At 65.8% G+C, this 21732-nt stretch carries 14 protein-coding genes; 1 reads left to right on the top strand and 13 read right to left on the bottom strand.

Annotated elements, in window-relative coordinates; all coding sequences use genetic code 11:
• Nucleotide 1: 1 nt before the first annotated feature.
• Entirely contained in the window at nt 2–910 is a 909-nt protein-coding gene (locus EKM57_RS04680; RefSeq protein WP_165357174.1) for a CPBP family intramembrane glutamic endopeptidase, read from the bottom strand.
• A 102-nt stretch (nt 911–1012) separates the two neighbouring features.
• Between EKM57_RS04680 and EKM57_RS04685 the strand changes: the two genes are divergently transcribed.
• A complete protein-coding gene (locus EKM57_RS04685) occupies nt 1013–1681 on the top strand; it encodes a TetR/AcrR family transcriptional regulator (protein WP_129791313.1) in 669 nt (222 codons plus the stop codon).
• 182 nt (nt 1682–1863) lie between these two features.
• Here the strand turns inward: EKM57_RS04685 and EKM57_RS04690 are convergent, their stop codons facing one another.
• The 12 genes from EKM57_RS04690 to EKM57_RS04745 form a co-directional block, all read right to left on the bottom strand.
• Nucleotides 1864–4578 (bottom strand): TonB-dependent receptor domain-containing protein, encoded by a 2715-nt coding sequence (locus tag EKM57_RS04690; protein WP_129791314.1) that lies wholly within the window; start codon nt 4576–4578, stop codon nt 1864–1866.
• Between the two features lie 582 nt (nt 4579–5160).
• Nucleotides 5161–6246, bottom strand: a complete 1086-nt coding sequence (locus EKM57_RS04695) for a DUF1611 domain-containing protein (RefSeq protein WP_129791315.1) — start codon at nt 6244–6246, stop codon at nt 5161–5163.
• A gap of 244 nt (nt 6247–6490) precedes the next feature.
• A complete protein-coding gene (locus tag EKM57_RS04700; protein ID WP_206185292.1) occupies nt 6491–8374 on the bottom strand; it encodes a CocE/NonD family hydrolase in 1884 nt (627 codons plus the stop codon).
• A 141-nt stretch (nt 8375–8515) separates the two neighbouring features.
• Nucleotides 8516–9244 carry a helix-turn-helix domain-containing protein gene (locus EKM57_RS04705; protein WP_243450886.1) on the bottom strand — a complete coding sequence of 243 codons (729 nt, stop codon included), beginning with the start codon at nt 9242–9244 and terminating at the stop codon, nt 8516–8518.
• A gap of 47 nt (nt 9245–9291) precedes the next feature.
• A complete protein-coding gene (locus tag EKM57_RS04710) occupies nt 9292–10803 on the bottom strand; it encodes a serine hydrolase (protein ID WP_165357176.1) in 1512 nt (503 codons plus the stop codon).
• 47 nt (nt 10804–10850) lie between these two features.
• The gene (locus tag EKM57_RS04715) at nt 10851–12572 is read right to left on the bottom strand and encodes an amidohydrolase family protein (RefSeq protein WP_129791318.1); all 1722 of its coding nucleotides are present in this window, start codon (nt 12570–12572) and stop codon (nt 10851–10853) included.
• 28 nt (nt 12573–12600) lie between these two features.
• Entirely contained in the window at nt 12601–14223 is a 1623-nt protein-coding gene (locus EKM57_RS04720; protein WP_129791456.1) for a serine hydrolase, read from the bottom strand.
• 46 nt (nt 14224–14269) lie between these two features.
• Complete coding sequence (locus tag EKM57_RS04725) at nt 14270–15784, bottom strand: serine hydrolase (protein ID WP_371414117.1); 1515 nt, start codon at nt 15782–15784, stop codon at nt 14270–14272.
• Between the two features lie 100 nt (nt 15785–15884).
• Nucleotides 15885–17027: a hypothetical protein gene (locus EKM57_RS04730; RefSeq protein WP_129791320.1), complete on the bottom strand. Its 1143-nt coding sequence runs from the start codon at nt 17025–17027 to the stop codon at nt 15885–15887.
• The gene (locus tag EKM57_RS04735; RefSeq protein ID WP_129791457.1) at nt 17027–18088 is read right to left on the bottom strand and encodes a DUF1611 domain-containing protein; all 1062 of its coding nucleotides are present in this window, start codon (nt 18086–18088) and stop codon (nt 17027–17029) included. Before EKM57_RS04735 ends, EKM57_RS04730 begins: the two co-directional genes overlap by 1 nt.
• Before the next feature lie 38 nt (nt 18089–18126).
• Complete coding sequence (locus tag EKM57_RS04740) at nt 18127–20469, bottom strand: TonB-dependent receptor (protein ID WP_129791321.1); 2343 nt, start codon at nt 20467–20469, stop codon at nt 18127–18129.
• A 96-nt stretch (nt 20470–20565) separates the two neighbouring features.
• Nucleotides 20566–21717, bottom strand: coding sequence for a dipeptidase (locus EKM57_RS04745; RefSeq protein WP_129791322.1), 1152 nt, complete (start codon nt 21715–21717; stop codon nt 20566–20568).
• Nucleotides 21718–21732: the final 15 nt, after the last annotated feature.

Here is a 21732-nt window from a genome sequence, read left to right on the forward strand (position 1 = left end):
ATTACGAGAGTCGGGATCCGTCAATAGCGACCGAATGGTCGTCATCTGGCGCGGTTGTGATCCCGCTGGCCCCACGTGCTTTTCCGCGATAGCCGAACCAGTAGATGCAGAAACAGGACAGCAGGAGAGGCGGCACGGCGAGCAGGCCCGCATAGCTAGCGACAAGGGGTCCGGCTGCGCCGGCAAACCACAAGGTGGCGAGACCGCCGATCGAGTTGGTTGCGGCATGGGCCAGACTCGCAGCCCAGATGCTCCCCGTCTTCTCCTTGAACCAGCCGAACATGTATGACGTGGTCACGGCGATGGCGACGAAAAGGAGGGAACCCAGCACCGGTTGATCCGGATAGTTGTAGCCGCGCAAGGTGACGGGATAATGCCATGCCGCCCAGATGAACCCGGTCGCGACGGCGGCCGGGACCGGCCTGCCGGCGAACAGTCGCGGCTGAAGATAGCCGCGCCAGCCGAATTCCTCTCCCCAGAGCAGAGGAGTCGTCAGAACGGCCATGATCATTACCTGCGCCACGATCAGCCAGCCCAGGACCGGCAGCCCGTCCGTGGTGCGGCCGGCCAGTCCTGAAGCCGATGCTCGGGCCAGCGTGAAGTCAGGTTCGGCTATGCCGAGCAGGACCGCTTGCGCGACGATGGCCGCCACGATCCCAAGGGGCATGAGCCAGGCCAGCAGGTAATAGCGCCACTGGCGTCCTTGGAGACGCAGACCGGCGTCGGCGAAGCCTTCGCGCGTGATCCATTTGCGGACGATCAGGGCCGCTACGGCCGGCGCGAAGGCGCCCGGAAGGACATAGAGCTGGAACTGCCAGCTCAGCACCGAGACACCGGAACGGATGACGATCTCCCACCATGTCCAGGCGACGCCGAAGGTGATTCCCAAAAACCAGGCCGGTCCGCGCATGCAGTTTCTCCCGCAGGTAGTAAGTGAGCGCTCACTCATTAACTGCGCCAGGGAAATACTGCAAGCCTTGCATTCGCGGTCGCTTGCTCGCCAATAGGGGTGATGGCGCTGGAGCGAGGAGAGATGTCAGGCGGTCGGAAGAGGCGACGCGAGGTCCCGGCGGTGCGGCGTGCCCAGATCGTCGAAGCCGCCAAGCGGAGCTTTCGCACGTTCGGCCTGCAGGCGACCACGGTCGACCAGATCGCGGCGGAGGCGGGAGTCAGCGTCGGCCTTCTCTATCGCTTCTTCAAGTCGAAGGCCGCGATCGTCGAAGCGATTATCGTCGAGGACGTCGAACTTCAGCTCCGGCAGACGGCTCTCGCGCTTGAAGAGGCTTCGAACGATCTCGGCCGCTTGCCACAACTGATAACGCAGCGCGTGGCCGAAGGCTCGGGGGAGCGTGAGCGCCTGGCCCTGATGTTCGAAATCGCCGCGGAGGTCTGTCGCAATCGCGACCTGCAGGAATTCGTGCGGGAAAAGCGCCTGGAGTTGAGAGAGACTCTGGCGGGAAGTTTCGAGGCGAAGGGACTGGACCGCCGCGCCACGCATCGCCTCATCGAGCGGCTGGATGCGGCGAGCGCCGTCGCCTCGGGGCTTGCGATGCACGCGATGATCTATTCGAACTCGTCACGGCTTTCCCACGAGATCGTCGAGAAGCTGATGGCGATGGCGGTCATGGCGGCCGAGGACGAGCGCACCGAGCGAGGCATGCCACCAGGCCGTCGACCTTGACCTCTTTCGGCGCCGATCCCAGGCTCGCGACTCTCTTCCGCCTGGTTGAACTCGGAACCCCGGTAAGACCGTCGCTGAAGATGGCCGCCGGGGCGGCGGCGCATGTGATGCGTTCGCCGCCGCCCGGTCCTGTTTCCGTCGATATTGCCGGGACCGATGGCTCCCGACCTCGGCTCCGGGCGCTAGAAGTTCACACGCGCGCCGACGGTGAAGAATCGCCCGACGACGTCGTAATGGGCGTTGTACGTCGTCGTGATCAGCGGTGGGTTCACATCGAACACGTTGCGCACTCTTCCAAAGAAGGTGAACCTGTCCATGACCCTGAACTCCGCGCCGAGATCGACATAGGTGCGCGCGCCGATGTCGCCGTTCACGATGTTCAACTCGTCATTGAACTGACCACCGCCAACATAGCGAATGCGGGCGTCGACCGTGATCGAATCGGTCTGGTATGCGGCACTGAAATTGGCGCGCCACTTCGGTAGGCCGTTGGCCACCGGATCACCGACATCGCCGGCCGTATCCCGCACGTTCGCGCCGGTCTCGAAGACCAACTTGTCCACATAGGTCGCCAGGGCGCGGAGCCTCAGCGTACCCGGCACGTCCGCGATGCGGGACATCGGCATCTGGTACGACGCCTCGATGTCGAAGCCGCTCGTCTGGAAGCGGGCGATATTCTGGGCGAAGGCGAAGACAGTCGTGATCGTCCCCGTGCCGTCGCGGATGACCCGGTCGCACGCATCCTGGTCGCCCGCCGCGCAGGCGGCAGTGATGTCCGCCGTGTTTGGCGTCGCGATCGCATTGCCGATGCTGATGTCGTAATAATCGACCGACAGGTTGAACCCGCGCAGGAAGGAGGGTGAGAAGGTTGCGCCCGCCGTCCAGGTCTTGGCGACCTCGGGGACCAGGTCCGGATTGCCGCCGCTGAAGATCGTCGCGTTCGGGTTCGGATCGTAGCCCGGATTGGAGTCGCGCCCTTCGCTGTCATTGTCGACGACCGGCGCGATGTTGATCGAACTGACCGAGAAGAGATTTCCGATGCTGGGCGCGCGGATGTCGCGGGACCGGGTCGCGCGCAGTAGCACGTCCCTGAACAGGCGTGCGGTTCCGCCGATCTTCCAGGACCAGATGCCCCCGCTGAGGCTGTAGTCCGAATAGCGGGCGGCGCCGTTCAGATCGAGATCGACCTCCTCGCTGTCCAGCAGCGGCACCAGCGTCTCGAAGAAGGCCTCCTTGACATTGAACCCGCCCTCGAGAGGATCGTTGAACAGGGGCGTGCCGAAGACTCCCGCCGCATCCAGTTCTCCGATCTCCTGCGATTGCTCCTCCCAGCGCGCTTCCGCGCCGACAGCGATCGAGACAGGTCCCGCCCAAAGGGAGAAGGGGTCGCCCTGCAGCCGGACGGCAGCGGAATCCAGCTTGGTGACTTCATCCTGCATCTGGGTTCCGCGCACATATTCAATCGCTTCGGGCGAGGCAGCGTCCTCTCCGAACGGATTGAACGGAACGCAGGCCGGATCGTCATTGGCCGGATCCGCATCGGCGTTGACCGAGCAGACGATCTGGCCGCCGACTTCGACGGCATTGATCGCATTGAGGAAGTTGGCGGGGATAGAGGAATTGGCGAATCTCTGGCGGCTGTCGACCTCGCCGTGGCTGAAATGTGCGTCATATCGCCATCCGTCGCCGAAGCTGCCGTCGACGCCGAAGGCGATCTCCTTGGTCTCGCGGACCGCGTCGAATTGGAAGAGGAAGGTGTCTCGGGAAAAGCGCCCGACCAAGAAGCTCGGCTCTCCGGCCGCGGCGAGCTGCTGCTGGATCTGCGACGACAGGAACGGGTTGTTCGCCGCCACCGAGAAAACCAGGACCGGGCTCGCAGGGTCCGGAAAGAAGGGCTGGTTGACATCGGAGCGGCCGTACGCCGCGTCGACCCAGAAGGTCGCTTCGCCTATGTCGTAGCTCAGCCGCGCATAGCTGCCGAGGCGCTCGAGCGGGCTGGCGACGATGAGCGTGTCGTAGATACTGAAGAAATCCGAAGGCTGGGCGGGACGCAGAGTGCCGTCGGGATTGAAGACCTGGCCGGCGAAAGCGCCGCTGAGGACTGTTCCTCCGAAGGAGATCGGCGCCAGATCGTTCACGTCCGGCTGTATCTCGAACTGACCGCCGCCGATGTCGACGACACCGGCGCCGAACCAGGGACGGCTGCGCCGGCCTTCGATGCCGATACCCTCGTCCTTCAAATATTCGGCGCCGATCATGAAGTGACCGGCACCGCCGGCGAAGTGGGTGCCGAACGACCCGTCGATCGCATAGCGCCATCCGTCGCCGCGCGAGGAAATGCTGCTCTGCGCGCCTACGCTCAGGCCCTCGAGATCTTCGTTGAGGATGATGTTCACGACGCCGGCCACGGCGCCGGAGCCCCAGGCCGCCGACGCACCGCCGGTCACCAGCTCGACGCGCTCGACGAGGTTGGTCGGAACGAAGTTGAGATTGTTATCGCCGACGAAGCGCCGGCCGTTGACCAAAGTGAGCGTCCGGGCGCTTTCCAGGCCGCGAAGCTCGACAGGCGCCGTGCCGGCGGACGTGTTGCCGATCGACTGGTTCGGCGAAACCGAGTTTCGCATCTGCGGCAGCTCGTTCAGCGCCTGCTGGAGGTTGACCTGCGCGGATTGCTGGATCTCGGCGCCACCGACGACCGTGGTCGGCGTGGGCTGGTCGAAGCCTGCGCGCTCGATGCGCGAGCCTGTGACGACGATGGCCTCTTCGCCGCTCGGGTCATCGGCTTCGTCTGCCGCAGCGGGGGCCGATTGCGCGTAGGCCGGGCTTGCGGCGCACAGAGCGATGCCTGCGACCGACGCTGCCAGGACATTGCGACGCGCGAACTGCCGTAGAAACATATTCCTTCTCCCCCATGAAGCTGGCGCGTCAGAGTGCCACCCAGCGAGCGATATTTTCTTTCGCCTGTCCGCCTCGGCCGTCGGTGGGAGCCGCTTGCTCCAATTCACGAGACGATGGCCCAATTGAGACGGGATAGGCCTGTACGGAGAAACAATCGGCCAATTTGGAAATTTGTCAACGCCTCCGTGCGCAAAGATGCGGGCTGTGGGTTCTCTGCAACGATCCTGCAATATTTCGGGATCGTGGCTTTCGGCCCGAGCTGTGACGGATTGAGCCAAGGCGTGCCACGCGCCGCGGCAGGCAGACCATCGTGCGCTGAAAACCTCGCATGGTAGGAATACGAGCCGGTTTGAATGTCTCCTACGGGTCCTCGTGATCCCATTCAGGCTATCGAGACGACCCAGGGCCAATGGAAATAGCTTCGATGCAGACCGCAACGAGGTTCAGGCACGCCGTCCTGGTCTATTCGACCGAGCGGCTCGCCGAGCCGCTGGAGGTGATCGGCACCGTCACGATGGGGTTCTATGCGGCCAGCGACACGCGGGACACCGCCTGCTATGCCCGAGGCCGCATCCGCGGATTCAGGCTAGGCAATTGTCGACCAGCGCCTCGAAGCGCTCGCCGGCGCGGATCGGATCGGCCACCGGCAGATCGAAGCGTTCGGCCGTGGACTTCATCAGTCGTTCCGCCTCGCTTCCGTCGTGGCTCCCCGTGTTCAGGCTGATGCCCGCACAGCGAATGTCGGGATTCACGCGCCGCCCCAACAGGAGGGCGGCCTCGATCACTTCCTCGATTCGCGGGACCGGCAGATGCGGATATCCGAGAAGGTGGTCGCGATCCGGATCGTGACACACGATGACGATGTCCGGCTGGCTGCCATAAAGCAGGCCGACGGAGACGGCGGCGAAGGCGGGATGGAGGATCGAGCCCTGACCCTCGATTACATCCCAATGACCGGGAGCGGCATCGGGGGTGAGCATTTCGGCAGCGCCGGATTCGAAATCGGAAACGACGGCATCCATCGGCATTCCGCCGCCCGCGATCAGGATGCCGGTCTGCCCGGTTGCCCGGAAGTCGACATCCAGCCCCCGGGCTTTCAAGGCTCGGGCGACGGCCAGAGCCGTATATTTCTTCCCGAGTGCGCAATCGGTGCCGATGGTGAGGAGCCTCTTGCCCGACCGCTTCCGCCCCGAGCCTATCGGAATATTCGCCGGCGGGCTTCGAATGTCGATGAGCTCGACCCCATGGAGCTGCGCCGCGTCCCTCAGCTGGGGAACGTCGCCGAGCCGTGCATGCATGCCGCTGACGATATGGAGGCCCGCCTCTATCGCGGCGAGGAGGTGCGGTATCCACTCGTCCAGGATGATTCCGCCGGCATTGGCCACCCCGATCACCATGGAGCGGGCGCCCCGGCGACTAGCCTGCTGCGGCGTCAGCGAGGGCAAGCCCAAGCCGAGAGTCGAATCGCCATAGGCATATTCGCCGACGCAGTCGGCGGGGGCCCAGTCCTTCAATCCGAAGGCGGTCTTCGCGAAGCTGGGATCGCGCTCTGCCCCGAGGAACAGGAGGTAGGGGCGCGGCAGCACCAGCGGATTCGCGCCCGGCTTTTCCAGGTCGTCCTGCCGGCTCTCGACTACCCCTGCACCCGGCTTGGCGGCGAAGCCCATCAGACAATCCCCGGGAAGGCCGCGGCCGCGAATCCAGAGGCTCTCCCCACGCCGTCTCGAACAGCATGTCCGCTTTCACGCCTTTGCACCAGTCGACCTCGCAAATGACAATCGATCCTATTGAGGACAGAAGGGTCCTATTCAGAACATTGTCAATTCGATTATCGCGTCGTGCTTATTCCTCCTCGTCGGTCGCAGCCGGCAAAGGGCAGGGCAGGGGCGGGGTGAGTCAGGCCGGCCGGCTCTATTCGGAAGGCCGAACCACTGGCAGGACGATGTATGAGGCCGCATCACCCGAATGATGGACCTGATTGCGAGCGACGACCATCTGCGTCTCTGTTTCATTGGGCCCGCCGGTATTCAGATTGCGCACGAACTTGGGGAAATTGGAGGAGGTCACCTCGATGCGGATGCGGTGGCCCGCAAGGAAGGTATTGCTGATGGTGATCGGAGTCGGCCTCACCGTGTAGACCTGCCCGGGCTCCATCAGCCGCGGCCGTTCGTACCCGTCGCGATATCGCGCGCGCATGATGGTATCGCCGAGGATGTAAGCGGTCCCGTCGGGGGCGACATCGACCAGCTTGACCGCGAAGTCGGTGTCCTTCGCGTCGGACGAGACGTTGAGCACCGCCTCGACGAAGCCCGAAACCTCCATCGGCTCGGTCAATGGTTCGCTGGTGTAGACCAGGACGTCGTCGCGCGCTTCGATCGCGCGCTGGTCGAACGCGCCGGCGGTCACCAGGCCGCCATTGCAGCAGTCGCCGCCGCCGATCGTCTGAACGGGATTGGCGGGGTCGTAGGCATAGGCGTCCGGCGGCTCCCGGTCCGGCGGCGGCTCGGCCAACAGCCTGCCATCGCCGTAAAGACTGTTCGCGGAACCCGCCGAACGAAGATAGAGCCGCACCTCTTCGGCGCCGGCCGGGGGCCACTGCGTGGCGGACTGCCACCGGTTGGCGCCCATCGCGAAATAGCGCACCGCCGGAGTGGATTGCGGAAAGGCATTGCTGTCGCCCTTCAGCCATCGGTCGAAGAAGGCGTAGACTTCGCGGTCGACGTCGAAACTGGCGTCGCCCAGATTGCGGTCCCCCGATACGAAATCCGGTCCCAGTCCGTCGAAGCGGCAATGGTTGTTGGGGCCGATGACCACATATTGGTTGGCGCTCGCCTCGGGGTCGCTGCCGACGCTGCGCGCATGATTGAACAGCTCCATGTTCGGTCCGATGGAGACGTCGTACCAGCTATTGAACCAGAGCGCCGGCACGCCCCAGCCCATATCGTCGTGATACAGCCCGCCTCGATGCCAGGCCGGATCGGCTGGCGCGCGCGCGATCAGCTCTTCGAACGTCGCCGGAGGCTCGCCGAGGTCGGCCAACAGGGTGGCGACGGGCAGATGGCGGATCTGGCGCGTCCACTCGACGTCCGGCTTGCGCGCCGCGAGGTCGTTATAGCGCGCGATCCGGGCCATCCTCGGCTGGTCGAGGTCGCCCGGGAGCTGGGCGCGCAGGGGATTGTCGACGCCGTACAGCCAAACGAAGAACAACGTGCGCGGGACGCCGCCCGTATACCAATTGCCCTGCTCGTGGAATCGGCCGACCTCGCCGATGCCGGCCCCCGCCGCCATCGGGATCATCGCCGCATGCGCAGGGTGGTTTTGCGCGGCGAGCGCAAGCTGCCATTCGGCCGAGGAAGAGCAGCCGAGCGTGCCCACCTTCCCGTTTGACCAGGGTTGATCGGCGATCCAGGTCAGCGCGTCGTAGCCGTCCGTCTGCGGGTGGCCGAGAATCTCATACTGTCCTTCCGAATAATAGCGACCGCGCTCGTTCTGGACGACGAAGGCATAACCCCTCGATACGGCCTCGAGCGCCCGGCGGCTTGTCCGGGCCTGGTAGGAGAGCTCGTTGTACGGCGTCCTCCAGAAGATCGTCGGGAGCGGACCTCGCGCATTTCCGGGCAGGTAGATGTTGGTGGCGAGCCGGACGCCGTCGCGCATCGGGACCATCTCGATCATGCGCACGTCCGCCTGCTCGGCCAAGGCGCGCGCGACCGCTTCATCGCTGAAATCCGAAATGCCCTGCGCGCTGGCCGGTAGGCTGGAAACGACCAGCATCAGCGCAGCCATTCCGGCCATGCAGCGATTTGCAATGCGGCATCTGAAGTTCATGGACTATCCCCCGGCCGGATCCGACTTCGGTCTTTGTCGCTTCCCTGCATCACGGAACGACCGGGTTGCCGGGAAGCGCTCTGCTTCAATTCGTTGGCGCGCTCCAGATCACCGATCTCCATGCAGGTTGATGAGTGAATCCATCAGCCCGTCTTCCTCGCTCGAACAAACGCCCAGAACTAGCGCTTCCTCGCACCCCTCGGCGACGATGTAGGCGTGCCCCATCGTGGAATCGATATAGATCGACTGCTGCTCACCCAGCGTGACCGGATCATAGAATTCGGTGTGTACCTCGATCTGCCCTTCGATCACGAAAATGAACTCTTCGCCCTGATGTCGGACGAATTCTCCGAATGCCTCGACGCTCTTTGCGCGTATTCGGGTCAGGATCGGAATCATCCGCTTTCGGCGAAGATCCGTGCAAAGGTAGTGATAGTCATAATTGGGCGTTTTCACGCGAACGGCGCGGTCGACCTTGCCGATGCTGCGCCGGCCCATCACCTGCCGCTCGACCGGGTCCTCGCTCTCGGCGAACAGATCGGACATACTGATATTGAGGCGCCGGCTCAGCTGCTGAAGCTTGTCATAGGTGAGCGTCAGCCGGTCATGCTCCACCTTCGAGAGCGTCGAGACCGGGATGCCTGCTTTCTCGCTCATCTCCTTCAGCGTCCAAGAATGGCTTGTGCGGATTTGACGGATGAGCGTGCCGAGCGTCGGCTGTGCCTTGGTCATCCTCCAGCCCTGCCGTGCATTTCTGATTTCCCGACCAGGACCATCGCCTGCATGCGCCTGCTGGAGTTGTTCCGGATTGATATCGATGGCGGATGGAGTACGCAACTACAGCAAGCACCGAGAACTTGCGGAGGACTGCGCAGAGCCGAAGATCATGGCTCGACGAGGCGATAGGTCTGGTACGGCTCATAGGAGAATGACAGGCGCGGATCGTCGGGCAATCCGTAGAATTGCAGCCTGTTGTACGGTCCTCCTTCGCGCGCGCCGGTGACCTGCTCGTAGAGATAGGGCCCGATTTGCTCCCACGCCGTCTTTCCGTCGAAGCTCTCGACCACGACGACATTCGGCTCCGGCAACGAGACCTTGAGGTCATATTCGGGCTTGGCGGCCTGGCCGTAATCGCGGCGGTTGCCGCGATAGGAACCCATCGGCGGCAGCGGATCGTCCGTCTCCGTCCAACGTGGCGCCGGCTGCTGCGGGAAGACCCGGCCGATGATCGCATTGGTGAGGTCGGTCCTGCCCGCGCCGCTGGCCCGGCCTCCGGTGGTCGACACGAAGAAGCCGAAGCCCCGCTCAGGCGCGATCACCAGGTTGGAATGGAAGTCGCCGGTATTGCCGCCATGGCCGACCAGCCGCGGATTGGCCTCCCGGATGACGTAGAAGCCGTGTGCCATCCCGGGAAGGTCGGGCGCGTTGGCGATGGAATCGCCGAACAGCAAGGCGACCGAATCCGGCCGGAGGATGCGCGCCGGTCCGAGCTGCCCGCCGCCGAGCATCGCCATGATGAAACGGGCCATGTCGGGCGCCGTCGCGGCCGACGAGCCGGCAGGCATGATCGAGCCGATAAGCTCGAAGGGCTGGGCCATGAACCGCCCGTCGACCAGCTCGTAGCCGGTGGCCATATGTTCGTGCAGCGCGCCGGTGAGCGGCTCGCGGAATGTCGTCAACGCCATGCCGAGCGGCGCGAAGATGTGATTCTCGACATAGTCGGCGAACGGCTCGCCCGAGACGCGCTCGACGATGTAGCCGGCCAGCGCAGAGCCGTAGTTGGAATAGGCAATCTCGGTTCCGGCCTCCCATAGGCGGGCGGGTATGTGCGCCTTGATCCACTCGCCATATTCGGCGACCTTCTCCGGGTCGCGGGTGATGATGCCGCCGACGTCGCTCATGCCCGGCGTGTGCTGCAGGAGGTCGCGCACGCGGATTGGCCGGTCGCCGTGCGGTGGAATCTCGAAATCGAGATAGGTGTTCACATCGGCATCGAGGTCGACGCGGCCGAGCTCGACCTGCTGCATCAGCGCTGTCCAGGTGAACAGCTTGGAAACCGAGCCAGGTCGAAAGAGCGTGCGCATCGGGTCGACCGGGCGCCGCTCGTCGACATCGGCGAAACCATAGCCTCGCGTGAACAGGATCCGCCCGTCATGCACAACGGTGACGACGGCTCCGGCGACCTCGCGAGCCGCGATCTGCTCGGCCATGACACCGTCGACGAAATCGGCCAGGCCTTGCAATCGCGCGGAATCGAAAGTCCCCGCCTCCGCGGGAGCCTGGGCAGAGATCGGATCGACAGCGGCCGGGGTCCAGGACAGGGCCGCGGCAGCGGCCGCGAGAAGCAGGATGCGGGAGCCGCGCCGCGCCGTCCGATTGCGCCCGAAATGGATCATCCCGTGTCTCTCCGTTTTCCAATGGATCATAGGCATCCCGGAACCGTTCAGCCTTGCCGGCCGCACGCGCCCCTGTCCGGCCAACCCTTCCAGCCGGGCCCACGCACGACGCGGCCGGGTGTCGCGCCCGTGTGGCGCCCGCCGGCGACTACCTGGATGCCGTTGACGAAAACGTCGCTCACCCCGGTCGAATATCGGTGCGGCTCGGCATAGGTGGCGTGGTCGGTGATTTCCTCGGGATCGAAGATCACGATGTCCGCAAAATTGCCGGCGGCGAGGCGGCCGCGATCGCGCAGCCCCAGATTGGAGGCGGGCAACGCGGTCAGCCCGTGAATCGCCTGCGCCAGCGGCAGGGCCCGCTGCTCACGGACATATCTTCCGAGCAGCCGCGCGAAATTGCCGTAGGTGCGCGGATGCGCGCTGCTTTCGAGAGCCTCGCCTTCGGCGGCAGGGGCGGCGGCGTCGGATCCGAAGCTCATCCAGGGCAATGCTGTCTGACGCCGGACATTGTCCTCGGACATCATGAAATAGATGGCCCCGATCCGGCTGTCCTCCAGCACGAGGTCGATGGCGGTATCCTCCACGCTCGTCCCGCGCGTTGCCGCCACTTCCGCCAGGGTTTTTCCGAGGATTGGCCTCAGTGCCGGATTCTCCACCTCGACCAGCAGGACACCTTCGCCGCCGCCGGAGGCGCGCAGGAGATTTTCCCAATCGCTTTCCGGCGCGCGCATCGCCTCCAGCACTCGCGCCCGGATCTCGGGGTCGCGCAACCGCGCCAGGAACGCATCGCGGCCGCCATCCTGCACCCACGGCGGCATGACCGCATCGAGGCCGGTTCCGCCGGCGGTGTAGAGATACATGTTGGTCGTGATCCTCTGCCCGGCGGCGCGCGCTGCTTCAATTTGCGCGATGACCTCCGGCAGCCGATCCCAATTGCGCGTTCCGGCGAGCTTTAGATGATAGATTTCGGCCGGCAGGTTCCCCTCGCGAGCGATGGTGATGACCTCGTCGATGGCGTCGTCGATGTCGTCGGCTTCCGACCGCATATGGCTGATGTACATGCCGCCGCACCGGCCCGCCTCGCTCGCCAGCGCAATGAGTTCCGGCGTTTCGGCATAATTGGCCGGCGCGTAGATGAGCGCCGATCCGACCCCGAGCGCACCTTCTTCCATGGCCTGGCGGACCAGCGCGCGCATTCGACCGAGCTGTTCGGGCGTCGGATCGACATCCGCCTCCCCGAGCACGTGAATGCGGATCGTCGTAGCGCCCACGAAGCTTGCGACATTGGGCGAGACGCCCCGATTCTCGAGGTGGTCGAGATACTCGCCGAGCGTCGTCCAGACCACCGGGAAGGCGCCTTCATTCTCCTCCCGCATCTGGTGCCGCATCGCCTCGCTGACGGGCCCCATCGTCCAGCCTTCGCCGAACACTTCCAGCGTCACCCCCTGATAGATGTCGGACATCGCGCGTCCGTCCTCGAGGAGCGACCGAGTTGCCCAGCTCAGCATGTTGATGAAACCGGGTGCAACGGCCTTTCCGGCGGCGGAGATCTCGTGCCGCCCCGTCCCGTCGACCTCACCGACCGCGACGATGCGGTCGTTCTCGACGGCGACGTCCCCGACATAAGGCGCGCCGCCCGAACCGTCATAGACGGTGCCGCCGCGGATCACGAGATCATAGGCCGGCGCGGGCACAGGTGTGGCCGCGATCGCCCCGGGAGCGCTCAGCACCGCCCACATCAGTGCAAGCCGGAAGCTCCGCCTCGTCATCTTTCCGCTCCAGGAACTTGGTGCCGCCTCATTCGGCTTCATCGGCCGGTGTGAAGAGCAGGTCATGATAATCGTAGCTGAAGTCTGCCGCCGGCGAGACGGCGCGCAGGGTGATGCGGTCGACATCTCCGTTCGGCCCAAGCGCAAAGGTGACGAAGGCGGGTTCAACCGCGGGATCGCTGAAGCGCGTGCGGAACGTGTCATATTGGTGATGCTCCAGAGTTGCCGTCAGCCCCGGCCAGTGCGGCCAATCGACGTGGAGCGTCCCTCCCTCCTCCCGGATCGCGATCGTGCCGAACCAGGGATCCGTGTAGCGGCCGGCATAACGAGCAAGGGGGAGCGACGGGCCGACCTCGGCCGGCTGCGCCGCGGGCGCTTGCAGGGCAGCGGCCGCCGCGGCGAGGCGTTGATCGAGGAAGCTTCTGAAATGCGCCGGCCAGTCCGCGCGCGGGGCGCCGAGATAGTGATCGAGCAGCTCGTAGGTGAGTCCGCTCAGCAGCGCCGCATCCTCGGAGTTTAAGGCGATGTAGAAGCCGGTGTTGCGCTCCGGGATGAGCACGACCATCGCGATCGAACCGTACACTCCGCCCGAATGCATGACGATGCGGTGGCCGTGATAGTCGCGCACGTTCCAGCCGAGCGCATAGGTGCTGAACATCGGCTGCGTCGCGGCGAGCGGTCCGGGCAGTGGCCGCACCGGCATCAGCACGGCCGGGTTCCACATTTCGCGCGCCTGCGCCTCGCTGAACAGCCGAGCTTCGCCCGGGAGGTCGCCGCGAGCGAGCTGGAGGGCGAGCCATTTCGTCATGTCTTTGGCGCTGACGGTGAGCCCGCCCGCCGGCGCCGCATTGTCCGAGATGGCGGCGGATTCGTCCAGCTCGACGAGGTCGCCGAGGCCGCGGACCGGGCCGTTGAGACGAGCATGGGGAAGCGCGAGGTTGCGGGTGGCACGGCGACCCGAACCGTCGACGGTCACGCGGTTCATTCCGGCCGGTCGCAGCACCTGCTCCAGCATGAAACGCTCCCAGCTCTGGCCGCTCACCTCCTCGATCAGCTGCCCGGCGACGATGTAGAGGATATTGTCATAGGCATAAGCACTGCGGAAGCTGGTCGCAGGGCGGATGTGACGGAGCCGGCGCACCGTTTCCTCACGCGAGAGATTGCTGCGCGGTACGAACAGGAGGTCGCCCGCGCCGAGCCCGAGACCGCTGCGATGGACGAGCAGGTCGCGGATCGTCATCTCGCGCGTGACCCAGGGATCGTACATCCGGAAGTCCGGCATATGATCGATCACGCGATCGTCCCAGCGGATCCGCCCCTGATCGACAAGGATGGCCAATGCGGCGGAGGTGAAGGCCTTGCCCGTCGATCCGGTCGCGAAATTGGTGTCTGCGTCGACGGCGCGTCCGCCCTCCAGCTCCGTCCGGCCGAAGCCGCGGGCGAAGGTCGTCTCGCCGTTCTCGACGATGGCCACGGTCATTCCGGGGACTCCGAACGACTGGCGCAGGGTCTCGACGCGCTCGGCGAGATCCGCCGGCGGGTCGGCGAGGGCGGAGGAAGGCGCCAGGAGAAGAGCCAGCGCCACCAGCAGACGAACCCAGGGGGAGCCATCCCGCCGAAGCCGGCGCGGGCGTATCGGGTACGTGTTCATCACATGCGGTCTTCGCTGGGAAGTCCGTCCGGCTTCGATCCCGATCCTAAGGCGCGGCATGATCCCCTCCCTGGGCGACGGGCGTGAACAGAAGGTCGTGATAGTCGAAGCTGAAATCGGCGAGCGGCGAGACGGCGCGCATGGTGATGCGCTCGACCTTGCCGTCGGCGTCGAGCTGGAAGGTCACGTAGGCCGGCTCCATGTTCGGATCGTCGAAGCGGGTCCGGAACGTGTCATATTGCCAGTGCTCGAGCTCGGCCGAGAGCCCGAATGCGTGCGGGAAGGAAACCGTAAGTCGGCCGCCGGCCTCCCTGATGCCGATCGTGCCGTACCAGGGATCCGCAAAGTCGCCGGCGTAGCGGGCGAGTGGAAGCGAAGGGCCGACTTCGGCGGGCGCTGCTGCCGGCGCCTGCAACGCCGCTATCGCCTGCTCGGTTCGGGCCCGCTTGAAGTCGCGCAGCTGCTCGGGCCAGCCTGCATGCGGAAGGCCGAGATAATGGTCGAGCAGCTCGTACATCAGCCCGCGCACCATCTCGCCTTCTTCGCTGTTCACCGCGATGAACAGGCCGACATTGCGGTCGGGCAGCAAGGCGACGGCGGCGAGCGAGCCGAACACCGCCCCGCCGTGCCAGACCAGGCGCGCGCCGCGATAGTCCTGCACGTCCCAGCCCAGCGCGTAAGTCGAGAAGTTCGGCTGGGTCGCAGCAAGGTTGGCCGGCCATTCCGCCACCGGCTGGAGCACGACGGGGGTCCACATCTCGCGAGACGCCGCCTCGCTGAACAGGCGCTCCCCCTCGGGAAGGGCACCTCGCGCGAGCTGTACGGCGAGCCAGCGGGTCATCTCGTCGGCGCTGATCGCCAGGCCGCCGGCCGGCGCCGCATTGGGCGCGACGTTCAGTCTTTCGTCGAGCGGGACCTGGTCTCCGGTGCCGCGGATCGCACCGTTCAGCCGGGCGTGCGGACGGGCCCGATTGGGTTCGGCAAGCAGTTGTGCATCGCTCGCGGTCGACCGGCGCATGCCGATCCGGCGCATCACGTCCTCGCGGACGAACTCTTCCCACGTGCGTCCGGTGACCGCCTCGATCAGCTGCCCGGCAACGATGTAGAGCACATTGTCGTAGGCATAGCCGCTGCGGAAGCTCGTCGCCGGCCGGATGTGGCGCAATCGGCGCACCGTCTCCTCGCGCGAAAGGTCGCTGCGCGGCACGAACAGGAGGTCGCCGGCGCCGAGCCCGAGACCGCTTCGGTGGACGAGCAGGTCACGGACCGTCATCTCGCGCGTGACCCACGGATCCCACATCCGGAAATCCGGCATATGGTCGATCACCCGGTCGTCCCAGCCGATCCTTCCCTGATCGACCAGCAAGGCGAGCGCAGCGACGGTGAAGGCCTTTCCGGTGGATCCGGTGGCAAACAGCGTGTCGGCATTCACGGCTTGCGGCGCGGAAAGGTCCGTGACTCCGAAGCCGCGGGCGAACGTGGTGCGTCCATCCTCGACTATCGCGAACGTCGCCCCCGGCACGCCGAGCGCTTCCCGCAATGCCTCGACTCGCTGGGCCAAGCCCGCGGGCGGCTCGGACGCGGCGGCGACAGGTGCGAAAAGGAAAACGAGGGCGAGAAGGAGCCTTGCGCCCGCGGGGGCACCTCGGCGACGACGAACACTAGGCCGCATGAGCTTCTCCCCTCTCCGGTTCGCCGCCCTTGCGCGCCATCAGACGCGCGACGCCGATCGTGGCGAGCGGAAGCACGAACAAAGCGAGCATGATCCAGCCGAAGGCGCCGTAGCCACGGGCGATCAGGTCGATGAGGCCGAAGCGGGCCGCGACCACGCCCGAGCCGATCACCAGGGCGGCGCTCAAGGCGAGCCGCTGCGCCCGGCCGAACCGTTGCCTGCGACGCTCCAGGCTCGCCGCCACCCGCTCGTTGATCGCATTGACCATTCCGACGCCGGTCTCGAGCAAGGCGCATAGGATCATCGCCTGGAACAGGAGGTGGAACCAGGGCGCTTCCAGCCGGCGCAGCAGGAAATCGGAGGGCAGGGCCTCACCGCCGACCTCGGGATAGAAGGCGACCATGCACAGGAAGAAGAGCAGGGCCGGCAGCATCGCGACGGGACCGCACAGGAGGCCCGCTGCGACGGCGTCGCGTCGGCTGGTCAGATGGCGAAGGAAAGGGAGGATGGCGACCGCCGCCACCAGATTGTAGCCCGCATAGGTTGCTCCGCCGGCGATCCAGGCGGCCGCCGGCCCGGCCTCGGCTGCCGCGAACTGCGGTGCGATCCGCCCGCCGAAGCTCGCCAGGGCGAGGACCAGGAAGCCGCCGTAGACGAGATAGATGAAGGCGGACGAGAAGCGGAACATCCGCTCCGCCGCCGCGGTGCCGAAGCCGGTTACCCCGACGATCGCCGCCATCAGGGCGGCGGTTCCGGCCCAGTGCGGAAGGCCGAAGGCGGCGCCGATGCTTCCCGCCGCCGCCGCCATCACCGCCAGGATCAGGACCATGAGCAGGACGTAGACGATCTCGAACAGGAACCAGAAGGGGCCGAGCAAGGCCCTGAAGAAGGCGCGATAATCGGTGGCGGCGAAGGCGCGAGCGAACAGGAAGGTGAGGGCGCAGACGGCGCTCCACAGCGCCATGGCGAGGAGTATGCCGTAGAGGCCGCCGATCGGGCCCACGGTGAGGAAGAATTCGGCAATTTCCCGGCCGGTGGCGTAGCCGCCGCCGATCACCACCGCCTTGAAGGCCAGAGCAGGCAGCAGGAAGCGCTGGAACCAGGTAGACCGTGCTGACGTCCCGCTCGCCATTAGCCGAGGCAGCTGTCGAGCAGGCGTTCGAAACGTGACCCGCCGCGAATGGGGTCGGCTACCGGAAGGCCCAGCCGCTCGGCCTCGCGGGCGAGCATCGCTTCGGCCTCGTCCGGCTCGAGCGCCGCCGTGTTGAACGTCACGCCGCCGCAGCGGATCGCCGGGTTCGTCCTCGAGCCGAGCCGGAGATTGAGCTCGATCACCTCCGCGACGTGCGGAAGCGGGAAATCGGGATGGCCGAGCATGGTGGGGCGCGACGCGTCGTGACAGACGACGATCACGTCCGGCTGGCTGCCGTGCAGCAGCGCCAGCGAGACTCCGGCATAGGCCGGATGGAAGAGCGAGCCCTGGCCCTCGATAACGTCCCAATGTCCCGGATCGGCGGCCGGGCTCAGCATCTCCGCTGCGCCGGCAGCGAAATCGGCTACCACCGCGTCCATCGGAATGCCGCCGCCGGCAATCATGATGCCGGTCTGCCCCGTCGCCCGGAAATCCGAACGCACGCCGCGCCCGACAAAGCCGCGCGCGATCGCCAGCGCGCTATATTTCTTGCCCAGCGCGCAGTCGGTGCCGACGGTGAGCAGCCTCTTGCCGCTTCTTTTTTCCCCGGTCGCCACCGGGATCTCGGCAGGTGGCGTGCGCACGTCGATCAGCCTGCGGCCGAGCCTTTCCGCCTTCTCGCCCAGCCGGGCGTCGTCGTTCAAGCGGTTGTGCATGCCGCTGACCAGGTCGAGCCCGGCGTCTAGCGCATCGAGCAGTGCCGGCATCCACTGAGGCGCGATCACTCCGCCCGAATTGGCGATTCCGATCACCATCGATCTGGCGCCCGCCGCCGCCGCCTCGGCCGGGGAAAGCCGGGGCAGGCCGGTCGTCACCGTGGCGGCCGGCAAGGCAAGTTCGCCGATGCACTTCTCCGGCGCCCAGTCGCGCAGGCCGAAGGCTGTCTTCGCATAGCCTGCGTCCACGGCGTCGCCGAGGAACAGGAGATAGGGTGAGGGCAGATCGAGCCCTGGCGCCCTGCTGCTCAGCTGCTTCCGCCGGTGGTCGAGACGATCGTACAGCACATAGAGCCTTTCGAAGGGGCGGAGCAGCCGGAGGATCAGAAGGTTGCGCCGACCGTCACGCCGATCGTGCGCGGACGGATCGAGGCGGCGGTGGCGAACGGCAGATCGGTCCCTCCTACGACCGGCGGAATCTGCCGTGGGTAGCCGCCGGCGCTGGTCAACCCGTTGGAATTGGTGAGATTGCGCACATACACAGTCAGCGTATAGCGACCGAAATAGGCCCCGGCGCGCAAGTCGACCGTTTCGTAGCCGTCGATGATGAGCCGCCGGCCGAACGCGGCACGATATTGCTGGTCGAACCCTGCGGCCTGGTCGCTCACCGCGCGAACGTTGGCGCCGACGAAGGCGTCGGCGGAGCTGGAGAGCGCCCATTCATAGTCGACGGCGAGGTTGGCCGAGATTTCCGGCGTGTAGGGGAGCCGGTCGCCGGCAAGACCGCCGGTCAGGTTCGGAACGCCGGGAGCCGGAGTGGTGTCGTCGAGCAATTCGGCATCGGTGAAGGCGAGTGTTGCGACGGCACGCAGTCCGCGCATCGGCCGCACGATGGCCGTGATGTCGGCGCCGACGCTTCGCGCCCGCCGGCCGTTGCCGTTGGCCCCGAACTGCGTTCCGGTATTGGGATCGATGAAGACGGTGTTGATCAGGATGTTGTCCCAGTCGAGCCGATAGAGCGAGGCGTCGATGCTGAAGCTGTTGTCGACGGTCTGGCCACGGAAACCGACTTCGTAGCTGACCAATGTATCGGCCTCGAACGAAGCCAGGAATTCCGGCGGCGCACCGGGCGGAACGGCGTTCGGGCCGCCTGGGCGGTATCCCTTGGCTACTCTCGCGTAGACGGACGCATGATCGTTGATCTCGTAGCGAGGCGCGATCGACCAGGTGAAGACGTCCTCCGAAGACTGGCCGGTGAAATTCTGGGGCGTGCCGACGATGAGCGACGTTTGCTCGGAATCCTGGCTGTTGTGGCTGAAGCGGCCGCCGGCGGTGATGTCGAATCGCGGGGAAATATACCAGGTCGCGCTCGCAAATCCCGCAATCTCCTCATAGCTGGATTCGAGGGTCACGAGGACGAGCTCCGGAATCGTCACCCCGCCAAGGTCGAACGCGGTTGGAAGCAGTTCCTGTGTCGCCAGCGAGAAGGGCTGAAAGCGTTGGAACAGAAGCGCCTCCTCCTTCGTGTAATAGGCGCCGATCTGCCATTCGAACCGGTCCGAATTGGGCGATGCGAGCCGCAGCTCCTGGGTGAACTTCTCTGAATCGGTATTGTTGTGAAAGGCCAGCCCGATCGTCCCGGGCGCCGTCGGCGCATAGAGGCCATTGGCGAGATCCCGTTCACCGCCGTCGCTGATGTCGTTCAGCTGGCGCTGGTCCAGGGTGCCGTAGCTCGTCGCGGAAGTCAGGTTCGCGAAGCCGAGATCCCAGTTCAGCGTGGCATTGTAGAGCCGATAGTCGACATCGTTCAGTTCGGCGATGCGCTCGAAGCGTGTGCGCTCGTCGCTCGGCAGGCCGGTCAGCACGTCGACCGGCTCCAGGGTGATTGGATCCGCTTCGAAGGAGGAAGGCGAGTCGACGCGGATATTCTGCGCAATCGCCATGAGCCTGATCGACACATTGTCGGTAGGCTCGAACAGGAGCGAGGCGCGTCCGCCATAGCTGGCGGAATCGTTGATATTCTCGCCGGTGCGGCCCACCGCGTCGATGTAACCGGCATTGCGCCGATAAAAGCCGCTAGCGCGGAAGGCCAGGTTCTCGGCGAGCGGGACGTTCACCATCGCATTGCCGGACCAGCCGGTACCGCCCTCGTCGACGAATTCGACGCCGCCCTGGGCGCGCGCCGCGAAGGTGTCGAATTCGGGTTGGGCCGTGACGAACTTGAGCGTCCCGCCCAGGGCGTTGGACCCGTAGAGCGTGCCCTGCGGCCCGCGTAGCACCTCGACCCGTGCGACGTCGAACGTGTCGAAGTCTCCCGCCAGCAAGCCGGCATTGATCAGGCTGCCGCTCGATCCGAAGGGGATGTCGTCGACATAGATGGAGACCGTCGCGCCAACGGAATTGGTGTTGATGCCGCGGATGATGACGCGCGACTCGCCCGGATTCTCCTGGGTGATGTTGAGCCCGGGAATGAGCGGGGCATAGTCGATGAAGCTCGTCGCGCTCTGGCGCTCGAGCGTTTCATCTCCGACCACGGAGACGGATTGGGGCACGTCCGCCAGCGCCTGCTCGCGCCGCTGCACGGTGACGAGGATCTCCTGCTGGTTCTCCTCCTGCGCCAGCTGCTGCTCCTGCTGCACCGGAGCGTCCTGCGCCCGTGCAGGACCGGCGACCGCGAGCGCGGCGAGCGCTGCCGCCGACGCGCCCATGAAGCGACCCTTGCCCATACCCCTTCTCCCGTTCGTCCCGGGAGCCCGACCTATGTCTGGTCGGTGCTCACTGGACCATGCCTCCCCCCGACCGCCTGCCGGCGGCCGGAATGGCTAAGCCGGCGCCTCGGCCGGCTGTCGCGCCCCCCAGACGGCGCCGAGCAGGCGCCGGAAATTGCCGCCGAGGATCAAGGCGATGTCGGCGTCGCTGTGGCCGCGCCGGATCAGTTCCTCGGTCAGGTCGTAGACCTTGCGCGGATGATCGAAGCCGTCGGTGTCGATCTTCTCGCGGAAGGCGTAAGCGGAGGTGTAGGCCCCCTTGAGCTGCTCATATTGATCGGGCGGCATGTCGTCATAGCCGTTGAGATCGGCGTCCGACCCGATGCCGACATGCTCGATCCCGACCAGCCGCGCGACGTGCTCGATATGGTCGGCCATATGGCCGATATCGGTCGGCTCCTCGGTGCGCACGAACATGCGCACGCCGGTGATGCCCATCACCCCGTCCTTGGCGGCGAGCGCGCGGATCGCCTCGTCGCTCTTGTTGCGCGGATGCTCGGCGAGCGCGCGGCAGTTGCTGTGAGTGATCGCGATCGGCTGCCGCGAAAGCTCGATCGCGTCCAGGGTCGTGCGGTCGCCGCAATGCGACACGTCGACGAGCATGCCCGCGGCATTCATGGCCGCGACGATCTCCGCGCCGTAGCTGCTGACGCCGCCGTCGGCTCGGTCGGTGCTGCCCGAACCGATCCGGTTCTGATTGTTGTAGGTGAGCTGGGCGCAACGCAGGCCGAGGCTGTGGAAAGTGGCGACGTCCTCGATGCTCTCGAATGGCGACGCGTTCTGCAGGCCCATGATCATCGCGATCCTGCGGCCGTCATTGGCCCGGTCGAGGTCCTCGGCCGTATCGACGAGCTCGAACAGATCGGGATGCCGGCCGGCCAGGCCTTGCTGCGCCGCGAGGAACTCGAGCGCGCTGGAGCGCGAGCCGACGCCGACCGCATTGTGCATGACGTTGATGCCCGAAGCCCGGAAGTCGGCGATCTCCTGCGCCGACAGCGGTCGGCTGTGGCCGGCAGGGCTGAAGTCGATCCGCGGCACGAACAGCATGTCGACGACGAGCGAGCGCTCGACCAGGGCGATGGCGCGGGCGGAATAGGTCCGCTCGCTGGCGCCGGCGACGGCGTAGCGGCCGATATTGATCATCGGGAAGGCAAGCAGTCCGGTCGCGGCCGCGCCCATTAGTAGCCGACGCCGATTCGGATTCATCCCGGCCAATCGTTC

The organism is Sphingosinicella sp. CPCC 101087 (assembly GCF_004151485.1).
Taxonomy (GTDB): Bacteria; Pseudomonadota; Alphaproteobacteria; order Sphingomonadales; family Sphingomonadaceae; genus Allosphingosinicella.

Excerpts from the sequence above, each read along its gene's own strand:
- EKM57_RS04680 (WP_165357174.1), bottom strand. The coding sequence starts at position 910 with ATGCGCGGACCGGCCTGGTTTTTGGGAATCACCTTCGGCGTCGCCTGG.
- EKM57_RS04685 (WP_129791313.1), top strand. The coding sequence starts at position 1,013 with ATGGCGCTGGAGCGAGGAGAGATGTCAGGCGGTCGGAAGAGGCGACGC.
- EKM57_RS04690 (WP_129791314.1), bottom strand. The coding sequence starts at position 4,578 with ATGTTTCTACGGCAGTTCGCGCGTCGCAATGTCCTGGCAGCGTCGGTC.
- EKM57_RS04695 (WP_129791315.1), bottom strand. The coding sequence starts at position 6,246 with ATGGGCTTCGCCGCCAAGCCGGGTGCAGGGGTAGTCGAGAGCCGGCAG.
- EKM57_RS04700 (WP_206185292.1), bottom strand. The coding sequence starts at position 8,374 with ATGGCCGGAATGGCTGCGCTGATGCTGGTCGTTTCCAGCCTACCGGCC.
- EKM57_RS04710 (WP_165357176.1), bottom strand. The coding sequence starts at position 10,803 with ATGATCCATTTCGGGCGCAATCGGACGGCGCGGCGCGGCTCCCGCATC.
- EKM57_RS04715 (WP_129791318.1), bottom strand. The coding sequence starts at position 12,572 with ATGACGAGGCGGAGCTTCCGGCTTGCACTGATGTGGGCGGTGCTGAGC.
- EKM57_RS04720 (WP_129791456.1), bottom strand. The coding sequence starts at position 14,223 with ATGAACACGTACCCGATACGCCCGCGCCGGCTTCGGCGGGATGGCTCC.
- EKM57_RS04730 (WP_129791320.1), bottom strand. The coding sequence starts at position 17,027 with ATGGCGAGCGGGACGTCAGCACGGTCTACCTGGTTCCAGCGCTTCCTG.
- EKM57_RS04740 (WP_129791321.1), bottom strand. The coding sequence starts at position 20,469 with ATGGGCAAGGGTCGCTTCATGGGCGCGTCGGCGGCAGCGCTCGCCGCG.
- EKM57_RS04745 (WP_129791322.1), bottom strand. The coding sequence starts at position 21,717 with ATGAATCCGAATCGGCGTCGGCTACTAATGGGCGCGGCCGCGACCGGA.